Origin of the sequence: Burkholderia sp. COPS (genome assembly GCF_019425585.1) — a bacterium.
GTDB classification, from domain to species: domain Bacteria; phylum Pseudomonadota; class Gammaproteobacteria; order Burkholderiales; family Burkholderiaceae; genus Burkholderia; species Burkholderia cepacia.
Window position 1 is genome coordinate 191609 of sequence record NZ_WIXR01000024.1, and the last position, 15072, is coordinate 206680.

Below are 15072 nucleotides of genomic sequence, written 5' to 3' on the forward strand. Positions count from 1 at the left end.
TCGATGACACGCGATCCTGCAAGTCTACGCCGCTCCACGTGACGGGGCCATATGCCGATCGGCCGACGCGCGGCACCGCCGCGCGGTGTGGGAAAATACGCCCTTTCCGTCAGTTTTCGCGTCATGGATACCGCATTCGACCGGGCGTATGCCGCACACCGCGCGGGCCGCCTCGCCGAGGCCGAGCACGGCTATCGCAACGCGCTCGCCTCCAATCCCGCCAACGCCGACGCGCTGCATCTGTTCGGCGTGCTGCGGCACCAGCAGGGCCAGCACGCCGAGGCGGCCGACCTCGTCGGCCGCGCCGTCGCGCTGCGTCCGGACGATGCCGCGCTGCAGCTCAATCTCGGCAACGCGCTGAAGGCGCTCGGCCGGCTCGACGAAGCGGTCGACCGCTTTCGCAACGCGCTGACGCTCGCGCCCGAATTTCCGCTCGCGCACTACAACCTCGGCAACGCGTATGCGGCGCTGCAGCGCCACGACGATGCGATCGATGCATTCGGCCGCGCGCTGCGGCTCACGCCCGACGATGCATCGATCCACAACAATCTCGGCAACGCGCTGAACGCTCTGGGCCGCCACGACGACGCGCTCGCCGCGTTCCACCGCGCGCTCGAGTTGCGGCCGGGGCATGCGGGAGCGCACAACAACCTCGCGATGGCGCTGAACGCGATGGGCCGCGCCGACGACGCGATCGCGCACTTCCAGGCCGCGATCGCCGCGCAGCCGCGCTTCGTCGCCGCGCACTTTAATCTCGGCAACACGTTCGACGCGGTCGGCCGGCATGCCGAGGCCGCCGCCGCGTTCGAAGCCGCGCTCGCGCTGCATCCGCCGTTTCCGCTCGCGCTGTTCGGGCTCGCGAACGCACTGAGCGCGCAGGCGCGCCACCGCGACGCACTGCCCTTCTACGAGCGTGCGGTCGGTCTCGATCCGTCGTTCAGCCTGGCCTGGCTGAACCTCGGCAACGCACATCACGCGCTCGGTGCGCACGAGATGGCGCTGCGCGCGTTCGACCAGGCGCTGCGCGTCGCCCCCGATCTCACGCTGGCAAAGCTGCACCGCGCGGTCACGCTGCTGACGCTCGGCGACTTCACGCGCGGCCTGCCCGCCTATGAAGCGCGCCACGACACGCCGGGCGCGACGCCGCTCGGCACGCTGCCGCGCTGGCAAGGCGAACCGATTGCGTCGCGCACGCTGCTGATCCGCGCGGAACAGGGCTTCGGCGACACGCTGCAGTTCGTCCGCTTCGTGCCGCTCGCGCGCGCGCGCTGCGCGCGCGTCGTGCTCGAAGTCCAGCCGGAACTCGTTACGCTGCTGGCGCCGGCTGCAGCGCGCTGGCGCGTGACCCTCGTCGCACAGGGCACCGCGAAACCGCCTGCCGCCGATGTCGCGTGCACGCTGATGAGCTTGCCGTTCCTGCTCGGGCTTCAGGCGGAGGACATCGTCGCGGGCTCGCGCTACCTCGACGCCCCCGACGGCGCCGGCCGGCGCTTTCGCGGCTCGCTCGGCGGGCAGTCGAAGCGCAAGTTCGGCCTTGCATGGTCGGGGCGACGGCAGGCGCAGGAAAACCGCTCGATGCCGTTCGACGCGCTCGCACCGCTGCTCGCGCTGCCGGATATCGACTGGATCGTGCTGCAACCCGCACTCGACGAGGACGAACGCGCGCGCGTCGACGCGCATCCGCGCGTGCATCGGCTCGACGGCCGGTTGAACGACTTTGCCGACACGGCCGCGCTGATCGGGCGGCTCGACGGCGTCGTCACGATCGATACCGCGGTCGCGCACCTCGCCGGCGCGCTCGGCAAGCCGCTGTGGGTCATGCTGCCGTTCGCGCCCGACTGGCGCTGGTTCACCGGCGACGACTGCCCGTGGTATCCGCAGGCCAGGCTCGCCCGCCAGCCCGCACCGGGGCAATGGCTCGACGTGGCGGCAGCAGTCGCCGGCATGCTGCGCGAAGCCTGAGCGCGGACGAAAAAAAGGGAGCGCCGTTCACCCGGGCTCCCTTTTTCAATGCAACGCGTGCGGCCGGCGCCGCGCGGCATGCGCTTGCCCGTCAGGCCGCCTTGTACTGGTTGCGAGCCTCGGGCGTGCGATACAGCACGAGTGTCGCGATCAGCCCGCAAATCGCGGCAACGCTCAGCCACAGCCCCGGCGCGGCCTTGTTGCCGGTCTGATGAATCAGCAGCGTCGAGATCGCGGGCGTGAAGCCGCCGATCGTCGTCGCCAGGCTGTATGCCAGCGAGAAACCGGCCGTGCGCACGTCGGCCGGCATCACTTCGGTCAGCGCGACGACCATTGCGCCGTTATAAGACGCATACAGGAATGACAGCCACAGCTCGACCGCGAGCAGCCGCAGGAACGACGGATCGCCGACGAGCCACAGCACGGCCGGGTAAGCCGACAGCAGCGTCAGCACGGTGAACGCAATCAGCACCGGGCGGCGACCGATACGGTCGGACAACGCACCGGACAGCGGCAGCCACACGAGATTGGAAATCCCCACGCAGACGGTCACGACGAGCGCGTCGAGCGACGACAGGTGCAGCACTTCCTTGCCGAACGTCGGCGTATAGGCGGTGATCATGTAGAACGACACCGTCGTCATGATCACCATCCCCATGCCCGCCACCACGACGCCCCAGTTGTCGAGCATCGAACGCATGATCTCGCCCATCGTCGGACGATGACGCTTCGCGAGGAACTCGTCGGTCTCCTTCAGCGAACGCCGGATCAGGAACAGGAACGGCACGATCAGGCAGCCGATCAGGAACGGAATGCGCCACCCCCACGCGGTCATCTCCTCGGCCGGCAGCGCGCGGTTGAGCAGCACGCCGACGAGCGCGGCGAACACCACGGCCACCTGCTGGCTGCCCGACTGCCACGACGTATAGAACCCCTTGTGGCCCTTCGTCGCGATCTCCGACAGATAGACCGACACACCGCCGAGTTCGACGCCCGCCGAAAAGCCCTGCAGCAGCCGGCCGAGCAGCACGAGCACCGGCGCGAGCACGCCGATCGTCGCGTAGCCGGGTATCGCGGCCACCGTGAGCGTGCCGAGCGCCATCAGCCCGAGTGTGAGGATCAGCCCCTTGCGCCGGCCGTGGTGGTCGATGTACGCACCGAGCACGATCGCGCCGACCGGCCGCATCAGGAAGCCCGCGCCGAACACCGACAGCGACAGCATCAGCGACGCGAATGCGTTGCCGCTCGGGAAGTAGGTTTTCGCGATGGCCGACGCGTAATAGCCGTAGACCATGAAGTCGTACATTTCCAGGAAGTTGCCGCTGACGACCCGGAACACGGTGCGGAATTTCGATTCCTGCGTGATGGCGTGTGACGCTGTGGACATGTTTTTCTCGCTCAGCTCGGATGGCGCGAATCCGCGCCGCATGGATCCGACGACGCACGCGGCGCCGGGCCGGCGCGCACGGGCATCGCTGCCCGCCGGCGGCGCACCGCGCGACGACGCGCGCACCGGCATGGTTCGCGCATCATGCCACGCCAACCCGACATTTGCCTTGTGCCGCCGCGACCGTCGCCATTGCCGTCGCGGCACGCTTCTCGTACGAATCGTCCCGAATCGGAAGCAAAAATCGGATTGATCTGATCGACCTGCTCTCGCCGCCTGACCACAATGTCACGATTAGCGACGACATTTCCGCGCCGCGGCCGGCACGGTTGCCCGTGTCGCACGGCGTACTGCCCTCATGACCCCATCGCCCCTCGTCCCCGTCGAAGGCGCACTCGCCCGCCCTCGCGTCACGCCGCTCGATATCGTTCCGTCGTTCGGCCGCGAATGGACCTTTCGCGGCGCCCCCGGTGCGCGGCCCGGCAGGCACTGTCTCGCCACGCTGACGACATCCTGCATCGACGTCGACCGGCCGCACAGCGCGTGCCGCTGGCAGCCACGGCCCGTGGCGATACCGACGCCGGTTTCGGCTGGCGCCCCGGTCGTGCCGGCTGCTGTTACCGGCACGCGCATCCGCCGCTCTCACGACCGGCGTGCGAGGTACGCGATCTGCTGGAGCATCGGCGCGCTCGGCATCATCGGCTGGTTGATCGCCGCATATGAACCGCCTGCGGGATTCGGGCCGACATACGCGATTCACGCGGCCGGCAGCTTGCCGGATCACGCTACGTCGTCGTCCGGCGCCGTGCGGGTTGCGACGGTGCAGCCGGATACGTCGACGAGCGCGCCACCGCAGCGCACGATGGCCGCACCTGTCGCGACAACGGCCGAAGCGCCGCAGGTCATGCCCCCCGTCACGCTTCGTCCGGCATCGCTTCGTCCCGACGCAACGACCAACGTGCCGCCCACGGCATCGTCACTCCGTTCGAACGACAAACGCGGCGCGACGACGGCGGCGCCGGCCCGGACCGCGCCCCCGTCTCGGCTGGCCTCGCGCCCACCGGTCCGGAGCAGCACGGCCGCTCCAAGCGCACATGATCAGTTCGCCCCCGCGTCGCCCGCAGTCGCCGCACCACGCGACACGCTCGACGATCCGCTCACGCTGATCGCGACGGCAAGCACGCTGCGCGCTACCCAACCCGCCCACGCAACGCGCACGCCCGCCGCCGGTTTCGACTGGACGGCACAACTGTCCCACCGCCGCCTGACCGATACGCCGGACGCGTTCGCGCGCTGACGGCCGCGCCATGAAAAAACCCGGCGAAGCAAGCTTCGCCGGGTTTTGCCCGTCTCTCTCCGTCCGTCTGACGAATCGTTACTTGTGTACCGGCAGCCCCGTCTCGGTCTGCTTTTCGAGTTGCCGCACCTGCTCCTGCAGATCACGCAACTGCATCTGCGCGGCCCGCTTCTCGACCTGCAGCGCCTGTGCCTGCTCCTGCGCCGAACGCTGCCGTTGCGCGACTTCGGCCTGCTGGCTACGCGCAACGCTCAGGTCGGCCTGCAACTGCTGCGCCCGGTTTGCCTGCAGCGCGATCACGCGCTCGAGAAACGCTTTCTGCGCCTCAAGCTCGGTACGACGGATCTCGATATCGGCGAGTTGTACGGTCTGCTGAACGAAGTTCGCGTACACCATCTCCGCGCGGCTCTTCTCCTGCGACCGGATCACACGCCACAGGTGCTTGTCCTGGAACAGCGCGACGTAGTACGTCATCTCGCGCGGATCGAACATCAGGCTCGCACCGTAGCTGCCGTTGTACGTCGTGCGCATTTCGACGATCCGGCCATCGTGCAGCATCTGCGTCAGCTCGGCGACGTTGCCTTGCGCGGATGCATCCGTCGCCACCGCGGTGGACGCCGCCGCGTCGCCGCGCAGGCTCGTGACCGCCGGGCGCGTACCGGCGGCCGGCGCGGTCGCGTCGGCGGACCAGGCCGTGCCCGCTTGCATGCAGGCAGCCAGCGCAACGATCCACGTTGCGCATCGTGCAGGGGAAAAATTTCGGAAAACCAACGTCGAACTCCGGCGAACGAATCGGAACTCGCGATTATCGTTCAAAACGAAACGGCCGCATCTCGAATTTATCGGGATGCGGCCGGCCTTCGTACGACGCGAAAAAAGTAGCTGGCTACAGGCGGGTTTCGCGCGCCGCGCGCAGGAATGCATCGAGCAGCGGCGTGCAGTCGAGCAGCTCCGAGCCGCCGGCGCGATGGAACTCGGGGTGCCACTGCACGCCGACGACGAACGGCGAACGCCTGTGACGGATGCCTTCGATGATCCCGTCGCCCGCCGACACGGCCTCGATGTTCAGATCGCGGCCGAGATCGCGGATCGCCTGATGGTGAATCGAGTTGACGATCGCCTCGCTGCGCCCGGGAAACATGCTCGCGAGCGTCGACGAATCGGGAAAGCGGATCGCGTGTCGATGCTGGTCGTAATGCTCGCTCACGTGAGCATTCGCGGTCGGCACGTCGGTGGCGATGTCCTGGTACAGCGAGCCGCCGAACGCGACGTTGATCAGCTGGCAGCCGCGGCACACGCCGAGGACGGGTTTGCCGGATTCGACGAACTCGTGCAGCAGCTCGAGTTCGTACATGTCGCGCACGCGATCGCCCGGCCATTCGGGGCGGGCGTCGGACGCGGCGTAGGTTTGCGGCGATACGTCGGCGCCGCCCTGCAGCAGCAGCCCGTCGAGATGCTTCGCGTAGTCGCGCAGGCGGATGTTGCTCGGGTGAATCATGCCCTGGTGTCCGACGGTCGGAATCATGAACACGAGCACGTCGCGCGACATCACCCAGTGCGCGATCGATTCCTCGAGATACTGCAGCGTCTTGCCCCGCAGCCCCTTCGCACCCGGTTCCGGATGGAAGATCCGCGCCGACACGCCGATGCGCAGCGTGCGCTGCGTGATGCGCTGGCCGGCGCGGTCGAACAACCGGCGCGCGCGCGCGGCCACGATCCGGCCAAACACCGACCACGGCGTGTCGCTCTGTTTCAGGTAGGCCGGCGGCGCATTCTGCGCGCTCGCCGGCGGCGGGCGCGGTGTGTCGAAGTCGGGCTGCGCGCCGAACCCCGGCGGCGGCGCGCCATGCTTCGGCGGCGCGGCAGCAGCGCCATCGACGGCGGCGCCCGTTGCACCGGGCGCGCCCGGCTCGGACGCCGCCGTGACCGGCGACGCGCCGTCCGCGGCGACGTTCTGCGCGGCGGCGGCCTGGGCTGCCGGCGCATCGGGCGCTTTCGCCGGATCGGTACGGGGGGAATCGGAAGAAACGGAGGAGGTGCCGGGCAGACCGGCCGGGGAAGGCGTGTTTTCGCTCATGACGATGGTCTGGTACGTCGCTCACGCGTATGGATAAACGAGGATTCATTATGCTTCAGCGCACGATCGCGCGGCAAACCTGCAACATCCTGTCGATATTGTTGCAAGTCGGCGGCAAACTGCGCCGGCAAGCGCCCCGTCCCTCGCACCGGCAAGCCGGTGCACCGCCGCCGGTACTGGACACCAGTGATATATCACAATAATATCCAGGCATCGTCCACGCTTCCCGATCGCCCGCGCCATGATCGCGCCCCGGCCGGCCGCCGCGCCGCACCCCGCATGAATGCCCTGACCGACGTCACCCGCGACCGCCCCGCCGCACCGGTGGCCAGCCTCGCCGACCGCGCGTACGCACTGATCCAGCGCGACATCATCACGATGCGCCTGAAGCCCGGCGCCGCACTCAACGAAGCCGACCTCGTCGCCCGCACCGGGATCGGCCGCACGCCGGTGCACCAGGCCGTGCATCGGCTCGTGCTCGAAGGACTGCTGTCCGTGATGCCGCGCAAGGGATTGATGGTGCAGCCGCTGTCGCTCGACGACATCGTCGCGGTGATCGACGTGCGGCGCATCAACGAAGCGCACTGTGCGGAACTCGCCGCGCGCCATGCGACGCCCGACGATCTGGCGCGCCTGGCCGCGCTGCTCGACGAAGGACAGGCGTGCGTCGACACGCACGACGTCGAGGGCATGATGGAACTCGACCGCGCGTTCCACCAGGCGATCGCCGCGGCCGCGCGCAATGCGGTTCTCGCCGACATCCTGCGCGCGCTGCACGAACGGTCGCTGCGCTTCTGGTTCGTCACGCTGTCCGAACCCCACCATCTCGCCGACGTCCAGCACGAACATCGCGAACTGTTCGACCGGCTGTCCGCGCACGATGCCGCCGGCGCACGCGCGGCCGTCGAAAACCATATCGACTCGTTCCGCTCCACGCTTCTTCAACATCTTCGCCCCTGAGCCGCCATGACCACTTTCACGCCCTTTCCCCCGCTCGCCCAGCTCGCCGCCGACCTCGCCGCCGGCCGGACCACGAGCCGCGCGCTCGTCGACACCGCGCTCGACCGGATCGCCGATCCGTCGGGCCAGGGTGCGGTCGTCTTCACCGAAGTCGATGCCGACAACGCGCGTGCGGCCGCCGACGCGCACGACCGGCTGCGCGCCGCGGGCACCGTGCTGTCGCCGCTCGCGGGCATTCCCGTGTCGGTCAAGGACCTGTTCGACGTCGCGGGCCAGGTGACGCGCGCGGGTTCGCGCGTGCTCGACGGCGCGCCGGCCGCGCGCACCGATGCGGTCGCCGTCGCTCGGCTCAAGCGGGCGGGCGCGGTGCTGGTCGGCCGCACCAACATGAGCGAGTTCGCGTTCTCGGGGCTCGGGCTGAATCCGCACTTCGGCCACCCGCGCTCGCCGTACCACCGGGACGTACCGGGCGACGCACGGATTTCCGGCGGCTCGTCGTCCGGCGCGGCCGCGTCCGTCGCCGACGGGATGGCCGCCGTCGCGCTCGGCACCGACACGGGCGGCTCGATCCGCATTCCGGCCGCACTGTGCGGGCTGACGGGATTCAAGCCGACCGCGAGCCGGATCCCGACACAAGGCGGCGTACCGCTGTCGACGACACTCGACTCGTTCGGCCCGATCGGCCTGACGGTCGCCTGCTGCGCGCTCGTCGACCGGATGCTCGCGGGCCTCGAACCGCACGTGCCGGCCGCCCGGCCGCTCGAGGGCGTACGGCTCGGCGTGCTGACGAACTACGTGACGGACGGTGTCGATGCCGACGTCGCGGCCGCGCTCGACGCCGCGCTCAAGCACCTCGAAGCCGCCGGCGCGATCGTCACGGAAGTGCGCTTCCCGGCACTCGACCGGCTGCCGGACGTCAACCGCTTCGGCTTCTCGCCGATCGAGGCGTACGCATGGCATCGCCCGCTGCTCGCGCGGCACCGCGACCAGTACGATCCGCGCGTGCTCACGCGCATCCTGAAGGGCGAACCCGCGAGCGCGGCCGACTATCTCGACCTGCTCGCCGCGCGCACGGCGATGCTCGACGAAGCCGCGCACACGGTCTGGGCGCGCTTCGATGCGCTCGTCGCGCCGACGGTGCCGGTCGTGCCGCCGCGCATCGCCGACCTCGAAACGGACGACGCCGCGTTCACGCGCACCAACGCGCTGATCCTGCGCAACCCGAGCGCGTTCAACTTCCTCGACGCGTGCGCGCTGTCGCTGCCCTGCCATCCGCGCGACGCGGCGCCGGTCGGCCTGATGCTCGCGGCCGCACCGCATCGCGACGACGCGCTGCTCGCGATCGGCCAGGCCGTCGAGGCCGTGCTCAATACGATCCGCTGAACGCAGCCAGCCGAGCGCCGGCGGACAGGACGCGCGGTGCGGCAGGTTGCCGCACGCGCGCTGTCAGTTTCGTGCCAGACCGTTCGCGCTAAAATCGCGCGATTGTTTTCCGGACCGACCCCACGAGGAACCCCGCCGACATGAACGACTACACGCTCGCAATCCGCCGCGAACGCCGCCTGCTGATGCTGCTCGGCTGGGTGTGCATCGCCCTGCTGGCCGGTGCGCTCTACCTGCAGTACGTGAAGAACGAAGATCCCTGCCCGCTGTGCATCATCCAGCGCTACTTCTTCTGTGCGATCGGGATCTTCGCGTTCCTGGCCGCCGGGATCCGCAACTGGCGCGTCATCTGGGTGCTCGAGCTGCTGATCGCGATCGCCGCCGCCGGCGGCGTCGGCACGGCCGCCCGGCATCTGTCGATCCAGATGAATCCGGGCTTCAGCTGCGGCTTCGACACGCTGCAGCCGATCGTCGACAGCCTGCCGCCCGCGCAGTGGTTCCCCGGCATGTTCAAGGTCGCCGGGCTGTGCGAGACCGTCTACCCGCCGATCCTCGGCATCCTGCTGCCCGGCTGGGCCCTGATCGGCTTCGCCGCGATCCTGGTTGCCGTCGTCGCGAGCCTCTGGCGCCATCGCCGCAAGCTCGCGGCCTGACCGGCCGGTTTCGCACCGGCCCGCGCGCGGCCCGCTCACCCGGGCCGCACGCCGCCGGCCGGCAAGCCCGGCACCGGAGCACCCGCCGAACCGGCCCGGCCGGTCGCCCCTGACCGGCCGTACCTGGGCGGCCCCGCGTAAACACCTACTTCGCCGCCGCCCGGATAGCCGGGCGAACACGCATCGCGCGACTTCCGCGCCCAGCCCCGCCGCGCCTGCGTTTTGGCCCGATGCGCACGCATCGGCGCCCCGATCCCGAGCGGCGGGCCTATGATCGACATGATCGCCTCCTGATAGCCCGGATCAGCGCCCCGCGATGTTCCCGTCGCCGTGCGGTGCTATCTTCCGGACTGGATGGCGATCTACGTGCGCGAGGCCAGGCGGTCTCACCACCCCTGCGTAACGCGCGCCCGATCCGCAATGTCGACTGGATTCATCATGACAACGCAAACCATCCGCATCCGTCATCCTCATGGCGTCCGCGCATCCGGCGGTGCCGTCCGCGCGCACCGTCCCCGCGCCGCCGCACCGCATTCGCCGTGCGGCCGGCCCGCCCCGCTCCCGTCCGTCATCGTTGCCGCCACGCTCGCCAGCCCGCGCCGCGTGTCGTGCCGCGTCGTTTCGCACGGGGTGTGCTGATGGAAGCCTGGCTCGGCGATCTGCAGCAACTGCTCGCGCACGGCGAAGCGGCCGTGCTCGTGACGGTCGCGTACACCGACGGTTCCGCGCCGCGCGAAGCCGGCACCAAGATGCTCGTCACGCGCGACACGGCCCGCCATACGATCGGCGGCGGTCATCTGGAATGGAAGGCGATCGAGATCGCGCGGCATCTGCTGAAGGACGGCGCGCATGTGCCACACGCGCGCCGGCTCGAACGGCTCGCGCTCGGCCCGAGCCTCGGCCAGTGCTGCGGCGGCGCCGTGGTGCTCGCGTTCGAGCGGCTCGACGTCGGCGATCTCGGCTGGATCATGTCGCTCGCGAAGCGTGTCGCGGCCGGCGCCGCGACCGTGCGTAGCGTATCATTCGGCCCCTCGCCGGGCGCGCCGCTGTTGAGCGAGCCCGAATCGGAAGCCGCGCGTGCCGACTGCCTGCTGTGGGAAACCGGCGGCGTGTCGCTGATGACCGAAACGATCGCGCCGTATGCGTTCCCCGTCGTGCTGTTCGGCGCCGGGCACATCGGCACCGCGCTCGTGAAGGTACTGGCGACGCTGCCGTGCCACGTGCGCTGGATCGACGAGCCCGATGCGGTGTTCCCGCCGGCCGACGCGCTCGCCGGCATCGGCAACCTCGCGATCGAGGCGGCCGCCGCCCCGGCCGACGCCGTCGACACGGCGCCGCCGCAGTCCTACTTCGTCGTGATGACGCACGACCACGCACTCGATTTCGTGCTGGCCGAGCGCATCCTGCGACGCGGCGACTATGCATACTTCGGGATGACCGGCTCGCACGCCAAACGCGTGCAGTTCGATCATCGCCTCGCGGCGATCGGCATCGACCCGGCCCAGGTCGCGCGGATGCGCTGCCCGATCGGTGTCGAAGGCATCATCGACAAGGCACCCGAAGTGATCGCGATCTCGGTGGCTGCGCAATTGCTGCAGGCCGTCGAAGCGAACGCGGCCGCGCAGGCTTCCCCTACCTACTGACCGACCAAGAACGACGCCATGACCCCGACATTCAAGGACAAGATTGCCCGCGCGCCGAAAGCGGAGCTGCACATCCACATCGAAGGCTCGCTCGAGCCCGAACTGATCTTCGCGCTCGCGCAGCGCAACGGCGTGAAACTCGCATACGACTCGATCGACGCGCTGCGCGCCGCCTACGCGTTCACCGACCTGCAGTCGTTCCTCGACATCTATTACGCCGGTGCGAGCGTGCTGCTGACCGAGCAGGATTTCTACGACATGACGGCCGCGTACTGCGAACGCGCGCTCGCCGACAACGTCGTCCACACCGAACTGTTCTTCGATCCGCAAACGCACACCGAACGCGGCGTGCCGATCGAGACGGTAGTCGCGGGCATCGAGCGCGCACTCGCCGATTACGAGCAGCGCGGGCTGTCGAGCAAGCTGATTCTGTGCTTCCTGCGCCACCTGTCCGAAGAAGACGCGCTCGCGACGTTCGAATCCGCGCTGCCGCTGTTCGAGCGCTATCGTCATCGCCTGATCGGCGTGGGCCTCGACTCGTCCGAACTCGGCCATCCGCCGACGAAGTTCGCGCGCGTGTTCGACAAGGCACGCGCGCTCGGGCTGAAGCTCGTCGCCCATGCCGGCGAGGAAGGGCCGCCCGCATACATCTACGAGGCGCTCGACGTGCTGAAGGTCGACCGGATCGACCACGGCGTGCGCAGCATCGAGGACGCGGCCCTGGTCGAGCGTCTCGCCAGGACGCGCACGGCACTGACCGTCTGCCCGCTGTCGAACCTCAAGCTGTGCGTGTTCGACGACATGGCGAAACACACGCTGAAGGCGCTGCTCGATCGCGGCGTCGCGGTGACGATCAACTCCGACGATCCGGCTTATTTCGGCGGCTACGTCAATGAAAACTACTTCGCGACGGCCGAAGGGCTGCAACTCACGGATGCCGAAGTCCATGCGGTGATCCGCAACGGCTTCGAGGCATCGTTCATCGAACCGGCGCAGCGCGACGCACTGTACGCGCGCCTCGACGCGTACTGGCAGGCCGCCTGACGGCCCGCATCGAGGAACGCCAGACAGATGAAACACGGCAACGGCATCCGCTTCGCAACCACCGGCCCGGCGTCACGCCGGAACGGTCGCGTGCGTGCCCGGGCAGCGCGCGCGCCATTCGTCGCCCGCCCGTGCTTGCCATCGCGGTTTGCCGCTGCGGTCGCCGCTGCGTTCGCCGCCGCACCGGTCGCGAACGCAGCGGCTGCGAGGCCCGCCGGCAACCACTCGCCGGCGGCTTCGGCCGCCACGTCCGCCCGCGCAACCGCCTCCGGTCGTGCCGCATACAGCGTGCCGCTACCGCTCGCGAAGCGCCGTCCCGCCGCCCTCCGGCGTCGATCGCTTTCTTCTGTTCGCCTTACCTTGATGCAGGACCATTCGTCATGACGCAAACCGCTTTCCGTTCCCAGCTGCTGACTTTCAACGGCGACCCGGCGCAATCGAGCCAGGCCGCGAACTACGAGACCGACGGCCTCCTGATCGTCGACGACGGCAAAGTCGTCGCGGCCGGCCCGTACGCGCAGCTCGCCGCGACGCTCGCGCGCGACGCGATCGTCCATGACCTGCGCGACAAGCTGATTGTGCCCGGCTTCATCGACACGCACATCCACTATCCGCAGACGGACATGATCGCGTCGCCGGCACCGGGCCTGCTGCCTTGGCTGGACAAGTACACGTTCCCGACCGAGCGCCAGTTCGGCGATCCCGAGCATGCGCGCGAGGTGGCCGACTTCTTCGTCGACGAACTGCTCGCCTGCGGCACGACGAGCGCGCTCGTCTACTGCACGGTGCACAAGCAGTCGGCCGACGCGCTGTTCGCGGCGAGCGACGCACGCGACCTGCGGATGATCGCGGGCAAGGTGCTGATGGATCGCAACTGCCCCGAATTCCTGCGCGATACCGCGCAATCCGGTTACGACGACAGTGCCGAGCTGATCGGCCGCTGGCACGGCAAGGGCCGCCAGATGTACGCGCTCACGCCGCGTTTCGCGCCGACGTCGACCGAAGCGCAGCTCGAGGCGTGTGGCGAACTCGCGCGCCGCCATCCGGACGTGTTCGTACAGAGCCACGTCGCGGAGAACGTCGACGAGGTGAAATGGGTGGCCGAGCTGTTCCCCGGCCATCGCAGCTATCTCGACATCTACGACCGCTACGGGCTGCTGCGCCCGCGCGCGGTGTACGGCCACTGCATCCACCTCGACGACGAGGACCGCCGCCGGATGGCCGAGACGCGCACCGTCGTCGCGCACTGCCCGACGTCGAACTTCTTCCTCGGCAGCGGGCTGTTCGATTTCGACAAGGCCGGTGAATACGACGTGCCCGTCACGCTCGCGACCGACGTCGGCGGCGGCACCTCGTTCTCGATGCTGCAGACGATGAACGAAGCGCACAAGGTCGCGCGGCTGTCGGGCCACCACCTGACCGCGACCCGGATGTTCTGGCTCGCGACGGCCGGCGCCGCGCAGGCGCTCGACCTCGCCGACACGGTCGGCACGCTCAAGCCGAGCACCGAGGCCGACTTCGTCGTGCTCGATCCGCAGGCCACGCCGCTGCTCGCGCGCCGCACGAAGCGCGCGGATTCGCTCGAGGAACTGCTGTTCGCGTTCGCGCTGCTCGGCGACGACCGCGCGGTGTACCGCACCTATGCGGCCGGCGAACTCGTCCACGAGCGCGGGGCGGCGCGCCGCCCCGCCGCGTAACGGCGTTCCGGGGGGGCCCGGCAGGCGCGGGCGTTCGCCGCCGCGTCTGCCTGCCCGTCTGCCCGTCTGCCCGTCTGCCCGTCTGCCCGTCTGCCGTACAGCCGGCGCTTGCCGAGCGCCAGGCACCGCGCCGCTCGACCGCTTTCCCGCACGCGACACGCCGTGCTAGAATTCGCCGCTCATTGGGGAGTAGCCGCTCCGCTCGATGTCCCGCGCCCCCGGCGCGCATCGTGACGGAGGCGTCCGTCAACAGACTTGGCCTTGCGGCCATGGCGGGCGCAGCCACCTAGGCCTGGCGAGACCGATGGTTCACAGTGCGCCGCATCAGGGCCCGGCGCGCCGTGGATCGTCGCTCGCACGCACAACACCGGCCCGTGGAACCCCATACGTGTCCCAAGCCTTCCTGATCTCCACCGGCGCCGTCGCCCTCGCTGAAATCGGCGACAAGACCCAATTGCTTTCCCTCGTCCTGGCCGCACGCTATCGCAAGCCGGTGCCGATCATTCTCGGCGTGCTCGTCGCGACGCTCGTGAACCACGGTTTCGCCGGCGCGCTCGGCGAATGGCTTGGCGCATTGGTCACGCCGTCGATCATGCGCTGGGCGCTCGCGTTCTCGTTCATCGCGATGGGGTTGTGGATCCTCGTGCCGGACAAGCTCGACGCCGACGAGGCCAATGCCAACCGTTCGCGGCTCGGCGTGTTCGGCGCGACCCTCGTCGCGTTCTTCCTCGCGGAAATGGGCGACAAGACGCAGATCGCGACCGTCGCGCTGGCCGCGCGCTTCCAGGACTACATCGGTGTCGTGGCCGGCACGACGTTCGGGATGATGCTCGCGAACGTGCCCGCGATCCTGCTCGGCGACCGTTTCGCGCACCGCCTCCCGACCAAGCTGGTGCACGGCATCGCGGCCGTGCTGTTCGTCGTGCTCGGTGCGCTGGCGCTGCTGGGCGTCGGGGTCTGACGGGGAAG

General features: G+C 69.3%; 12 protein-coding genes and 1 riboswitch. Of the genes, 9 read left to right on the top strand and 3 right to left on the bottom strand.

Annotated features, from left to right (window positions below; all coding sequences use genetic code 11):
- Window positions 1-51: 51 nt before the first annotated feature.
- Window positions 52-1962: a tetratricopeptide repeat protein gene (locus FOZ70_RS22425; RefSeq protein WP_059498460.1), complete on the top strand. Its 1911-nt coding sequence runs from the start codon at window positions 52-54 to the stop codon at window positions 1960-1962.
- Window positions 1963-2053: 91 nt separating this feature from the next.
- Here the strand turns inward: FOZ70_RS22425 and FOZ70_RS22430 are convergent, their stop codons facing one another.
- Window positions 2054-3349, bottom strand: coding sequence for an MFS transporter (locus tag FOZ70_RS22430; RefSeq protein ID WP_042973445.1), 1296 nt, complete (start codon window positions 3347-3349; stop codon window positions 2054-2056).
- A 358-nt stretch (window positions 3350-3707) separates the two neighbouring features.
- On the opposite strand from FOZ70_RS22430, the gene FOZ70_RS22435 reads away from it, so the two are divergent.
- Entirely contained in the window at window positions 3708-4646 is a 939-nt protein-coding gene (locus tag FOZ70_RS22435; RefSeq protein WP_219706752.1) for a hypothetical protein, read from the top strand.
- Between the two features lie 78 nt (window positions 4647-4724).
- Here the strand turns inward: FOZ70_RS22435 and FOZ70_RS22440 are convergent, their stop codons facing one another.
- Window positions 4725-5417: a DUF2968 domain-containing protein gene (locus FOZ70_RS22440; RefSeq protein WP_060229371.1), complete on the bottom strand. Its 693-nt coding sequence runs from the start codon at window positions 5415-5417 to the stop codon at window positions 4725-4727.
- A 115-nt stretch (window positions 5418-5532) separates the two neighbouring features.
- On the bottom strand, window positions 5533-6723 hold the full coding sequence (locus tag FOZ70_RS22445) for a type 1 glutamine amidotransferase (RefSeq protein WP_021157482.1): 1191 nt from the start codon (window positions 6721-6723) through the stop codon (window positions 5533-5535).
- A gap of 279 nt (window positions 6724-7002) precedes the next feature.
- Between FOZ70_RS22445 and FOZ70_RS22450 the strand changes: the two genes are divergently transcribed.
- The 7 genes from FOZ70_RS22450 to FOZ70_RS22480 all read left to right on the top strand — a co-directional run bounded on the left by FOZ70_RS22450 (window position 7003) and on the right by FOZ70_RS22480 (window position 15064).
- Window positions 7003-7683 carry a GntR family transcriptional regulator gene (locus tag FOZ70_RS22450; protein WP_060342753.1) on the top strand — a complete coding sequence of 227 codons (681 nt, stop codon included), beginning with the start codon at window positions 7003-7005 and terminating at the stop codon, window positions 7681-7683.
- A gap of 6 nt (window positions 7684-7689) precedes the next feature.
- Window positions 7690-9066: an amidase gene (locus FOZ70_RS22455; protein WP_027788083.1), complete on the top strand. Its 1377-nt coding sequence runs from the start codon at window positions 7690-7692 to the stop codon at window positions 9064-9066.
- Window positions 9067-9206: 140 nt separating this feature from the next.
- Entirely contained in the window at window positions 9207-9719 is a 513-nt protein-coding gene (locus FOZ70_RS22460; RefSeq protein WP_021164287.1) for a disulfide bond formation protein B, read from the top strand.
- A gap of 638 nt (window positions 9720-10357) precedes the next feature.
- A complete protein-coding gene (gene xdhC, locus FOZ70_RS22465; protein ID WP_219706754.1) occupies window positions 10358-11362 on the top strand; it encodes a xanthine dehydrogenase accessory protein XdhC in 1005 nt (334 codons plus the stop codon).
- Between the two features lie 18 nt (window positions 11363-11380).
- Window positions 11381-12406 carry an adenosine deaminase gene (locus FOZ70_RS22470; protein ID WP_021163946.1) on the top strand — a complete coding sequence of 342 codons (1026 nt, stop codon included), beginning with the start codon at window positions 11381-11383 and terminating at the stop codon, window positions 12404-12406.
- A gap of 380 nt (window positions 12407-12786) precedes the next feature.
- Window positions 12787-14103, top strand: a complete 1317-nt coding sequence (gene guaD, locus FOZ70_RS22475) for a guanine deaminase (RefSeq protein ID WP_059485243.1) — start codon at window positions 12787-12789, stop codon at window positions 14101-14103.
- 172 nt (window positions 14104-14275) lie between these two features.
- Window positions 14276-14413, top strand: a riboswitch (yybP-ykoY riboswitch).
- A gap of 78 nt (window positions 14414-14491) precedes the next feature.
- A complete protein-coding gene (locus FOZ70_RS22480; RefSeq protein ID WP_021163944.1) occupies window positions 14492-15064 on the top strand; it encodes a TMEM165/GDT1 family protein in 573 nt (190 codons plus the stop codon).
- The last annotated feature ends 8 nt before the right edge of the window (window positions 15065-15072 follow it).

What these genes read in the sequence shown, in the direction of transcription:
- FOZ70_RS22425 (WP_059498460.1), top strand. Translation starts at nt 52, where the DNA reads ATGCCGATCGGCCGACGCGCGGCACCGCCGCGCGGTGTGGGAAAATAC.
- FOZ70_RS22430 (WP_042973445.1), bottom strand. Translation starts at nt 3,349, where the DNA reads ATGTCCACAGCGTCACACGCCATCACGCAGGAATCGAAATTCCGCACC.
- FOZ70_RS22435 (WP_219706752.1), top strand. Translation starts at nt 3,708, where the DNA reads ATGACCCCATCGCCCCTCGTCCCCGTCGAAGGCGCACTCGCCCGCCCT.
- FOZ70_RS22445 (WP_021157482.1), bottom strand. Translation starts at nt 6,723, where the DNA reads ATGAGCGAAAACACGCCTTCCCCGGCCGGTCTGCCCGGCACCTCCTCC.
- FOZ70_RS22450 (WP_060342753.1), top strand. Translation starts at nt 7,003, where the DNA reads ATGAATGCCCTGACCGACGTCACCCGCGACCGCCCCGCCGCACCGGTG.
- FOZ70_RS22455 (WP_027788083.1), top strand. Translation starts at nt 7,690, where the DNA reads ATGACCACTTTCACGCCCTTTCCCCCGCTCGCCCAGCTCGCCGCCGAC.
- FOZ70_RS22460 (WP_021164287.1), top strand. Translation starts at nt 9,207, where the DNA reads ATGAACGACTACACGCTCGCAATCCGCCGCGAACGCCGCCTGCTGATG.
- xdhC (WP_219706754.1), top strand. Translation starts at nt 10,358, where the DNA reads ATGGAAGCCTGGCTCGGCGATCTGCAGCAACTGCTCGCGCACGGCGAA.
- FOZ70_RS22470 (WP_021163946.1), top strand. Translation starts at nt 11,381, where the DNA reads ATGACCCCGACATTCAAGGACAAGATTGCCCGCGCGCCGAAAGCGGAG.
- guaD (WP_059485243.1), top strand. Translation starts at nt 12,787, where the DNA reads ATGACGCAAACCGCTTTCCGTTCCCAGCTGCTGACTTTCAACGGCGAC.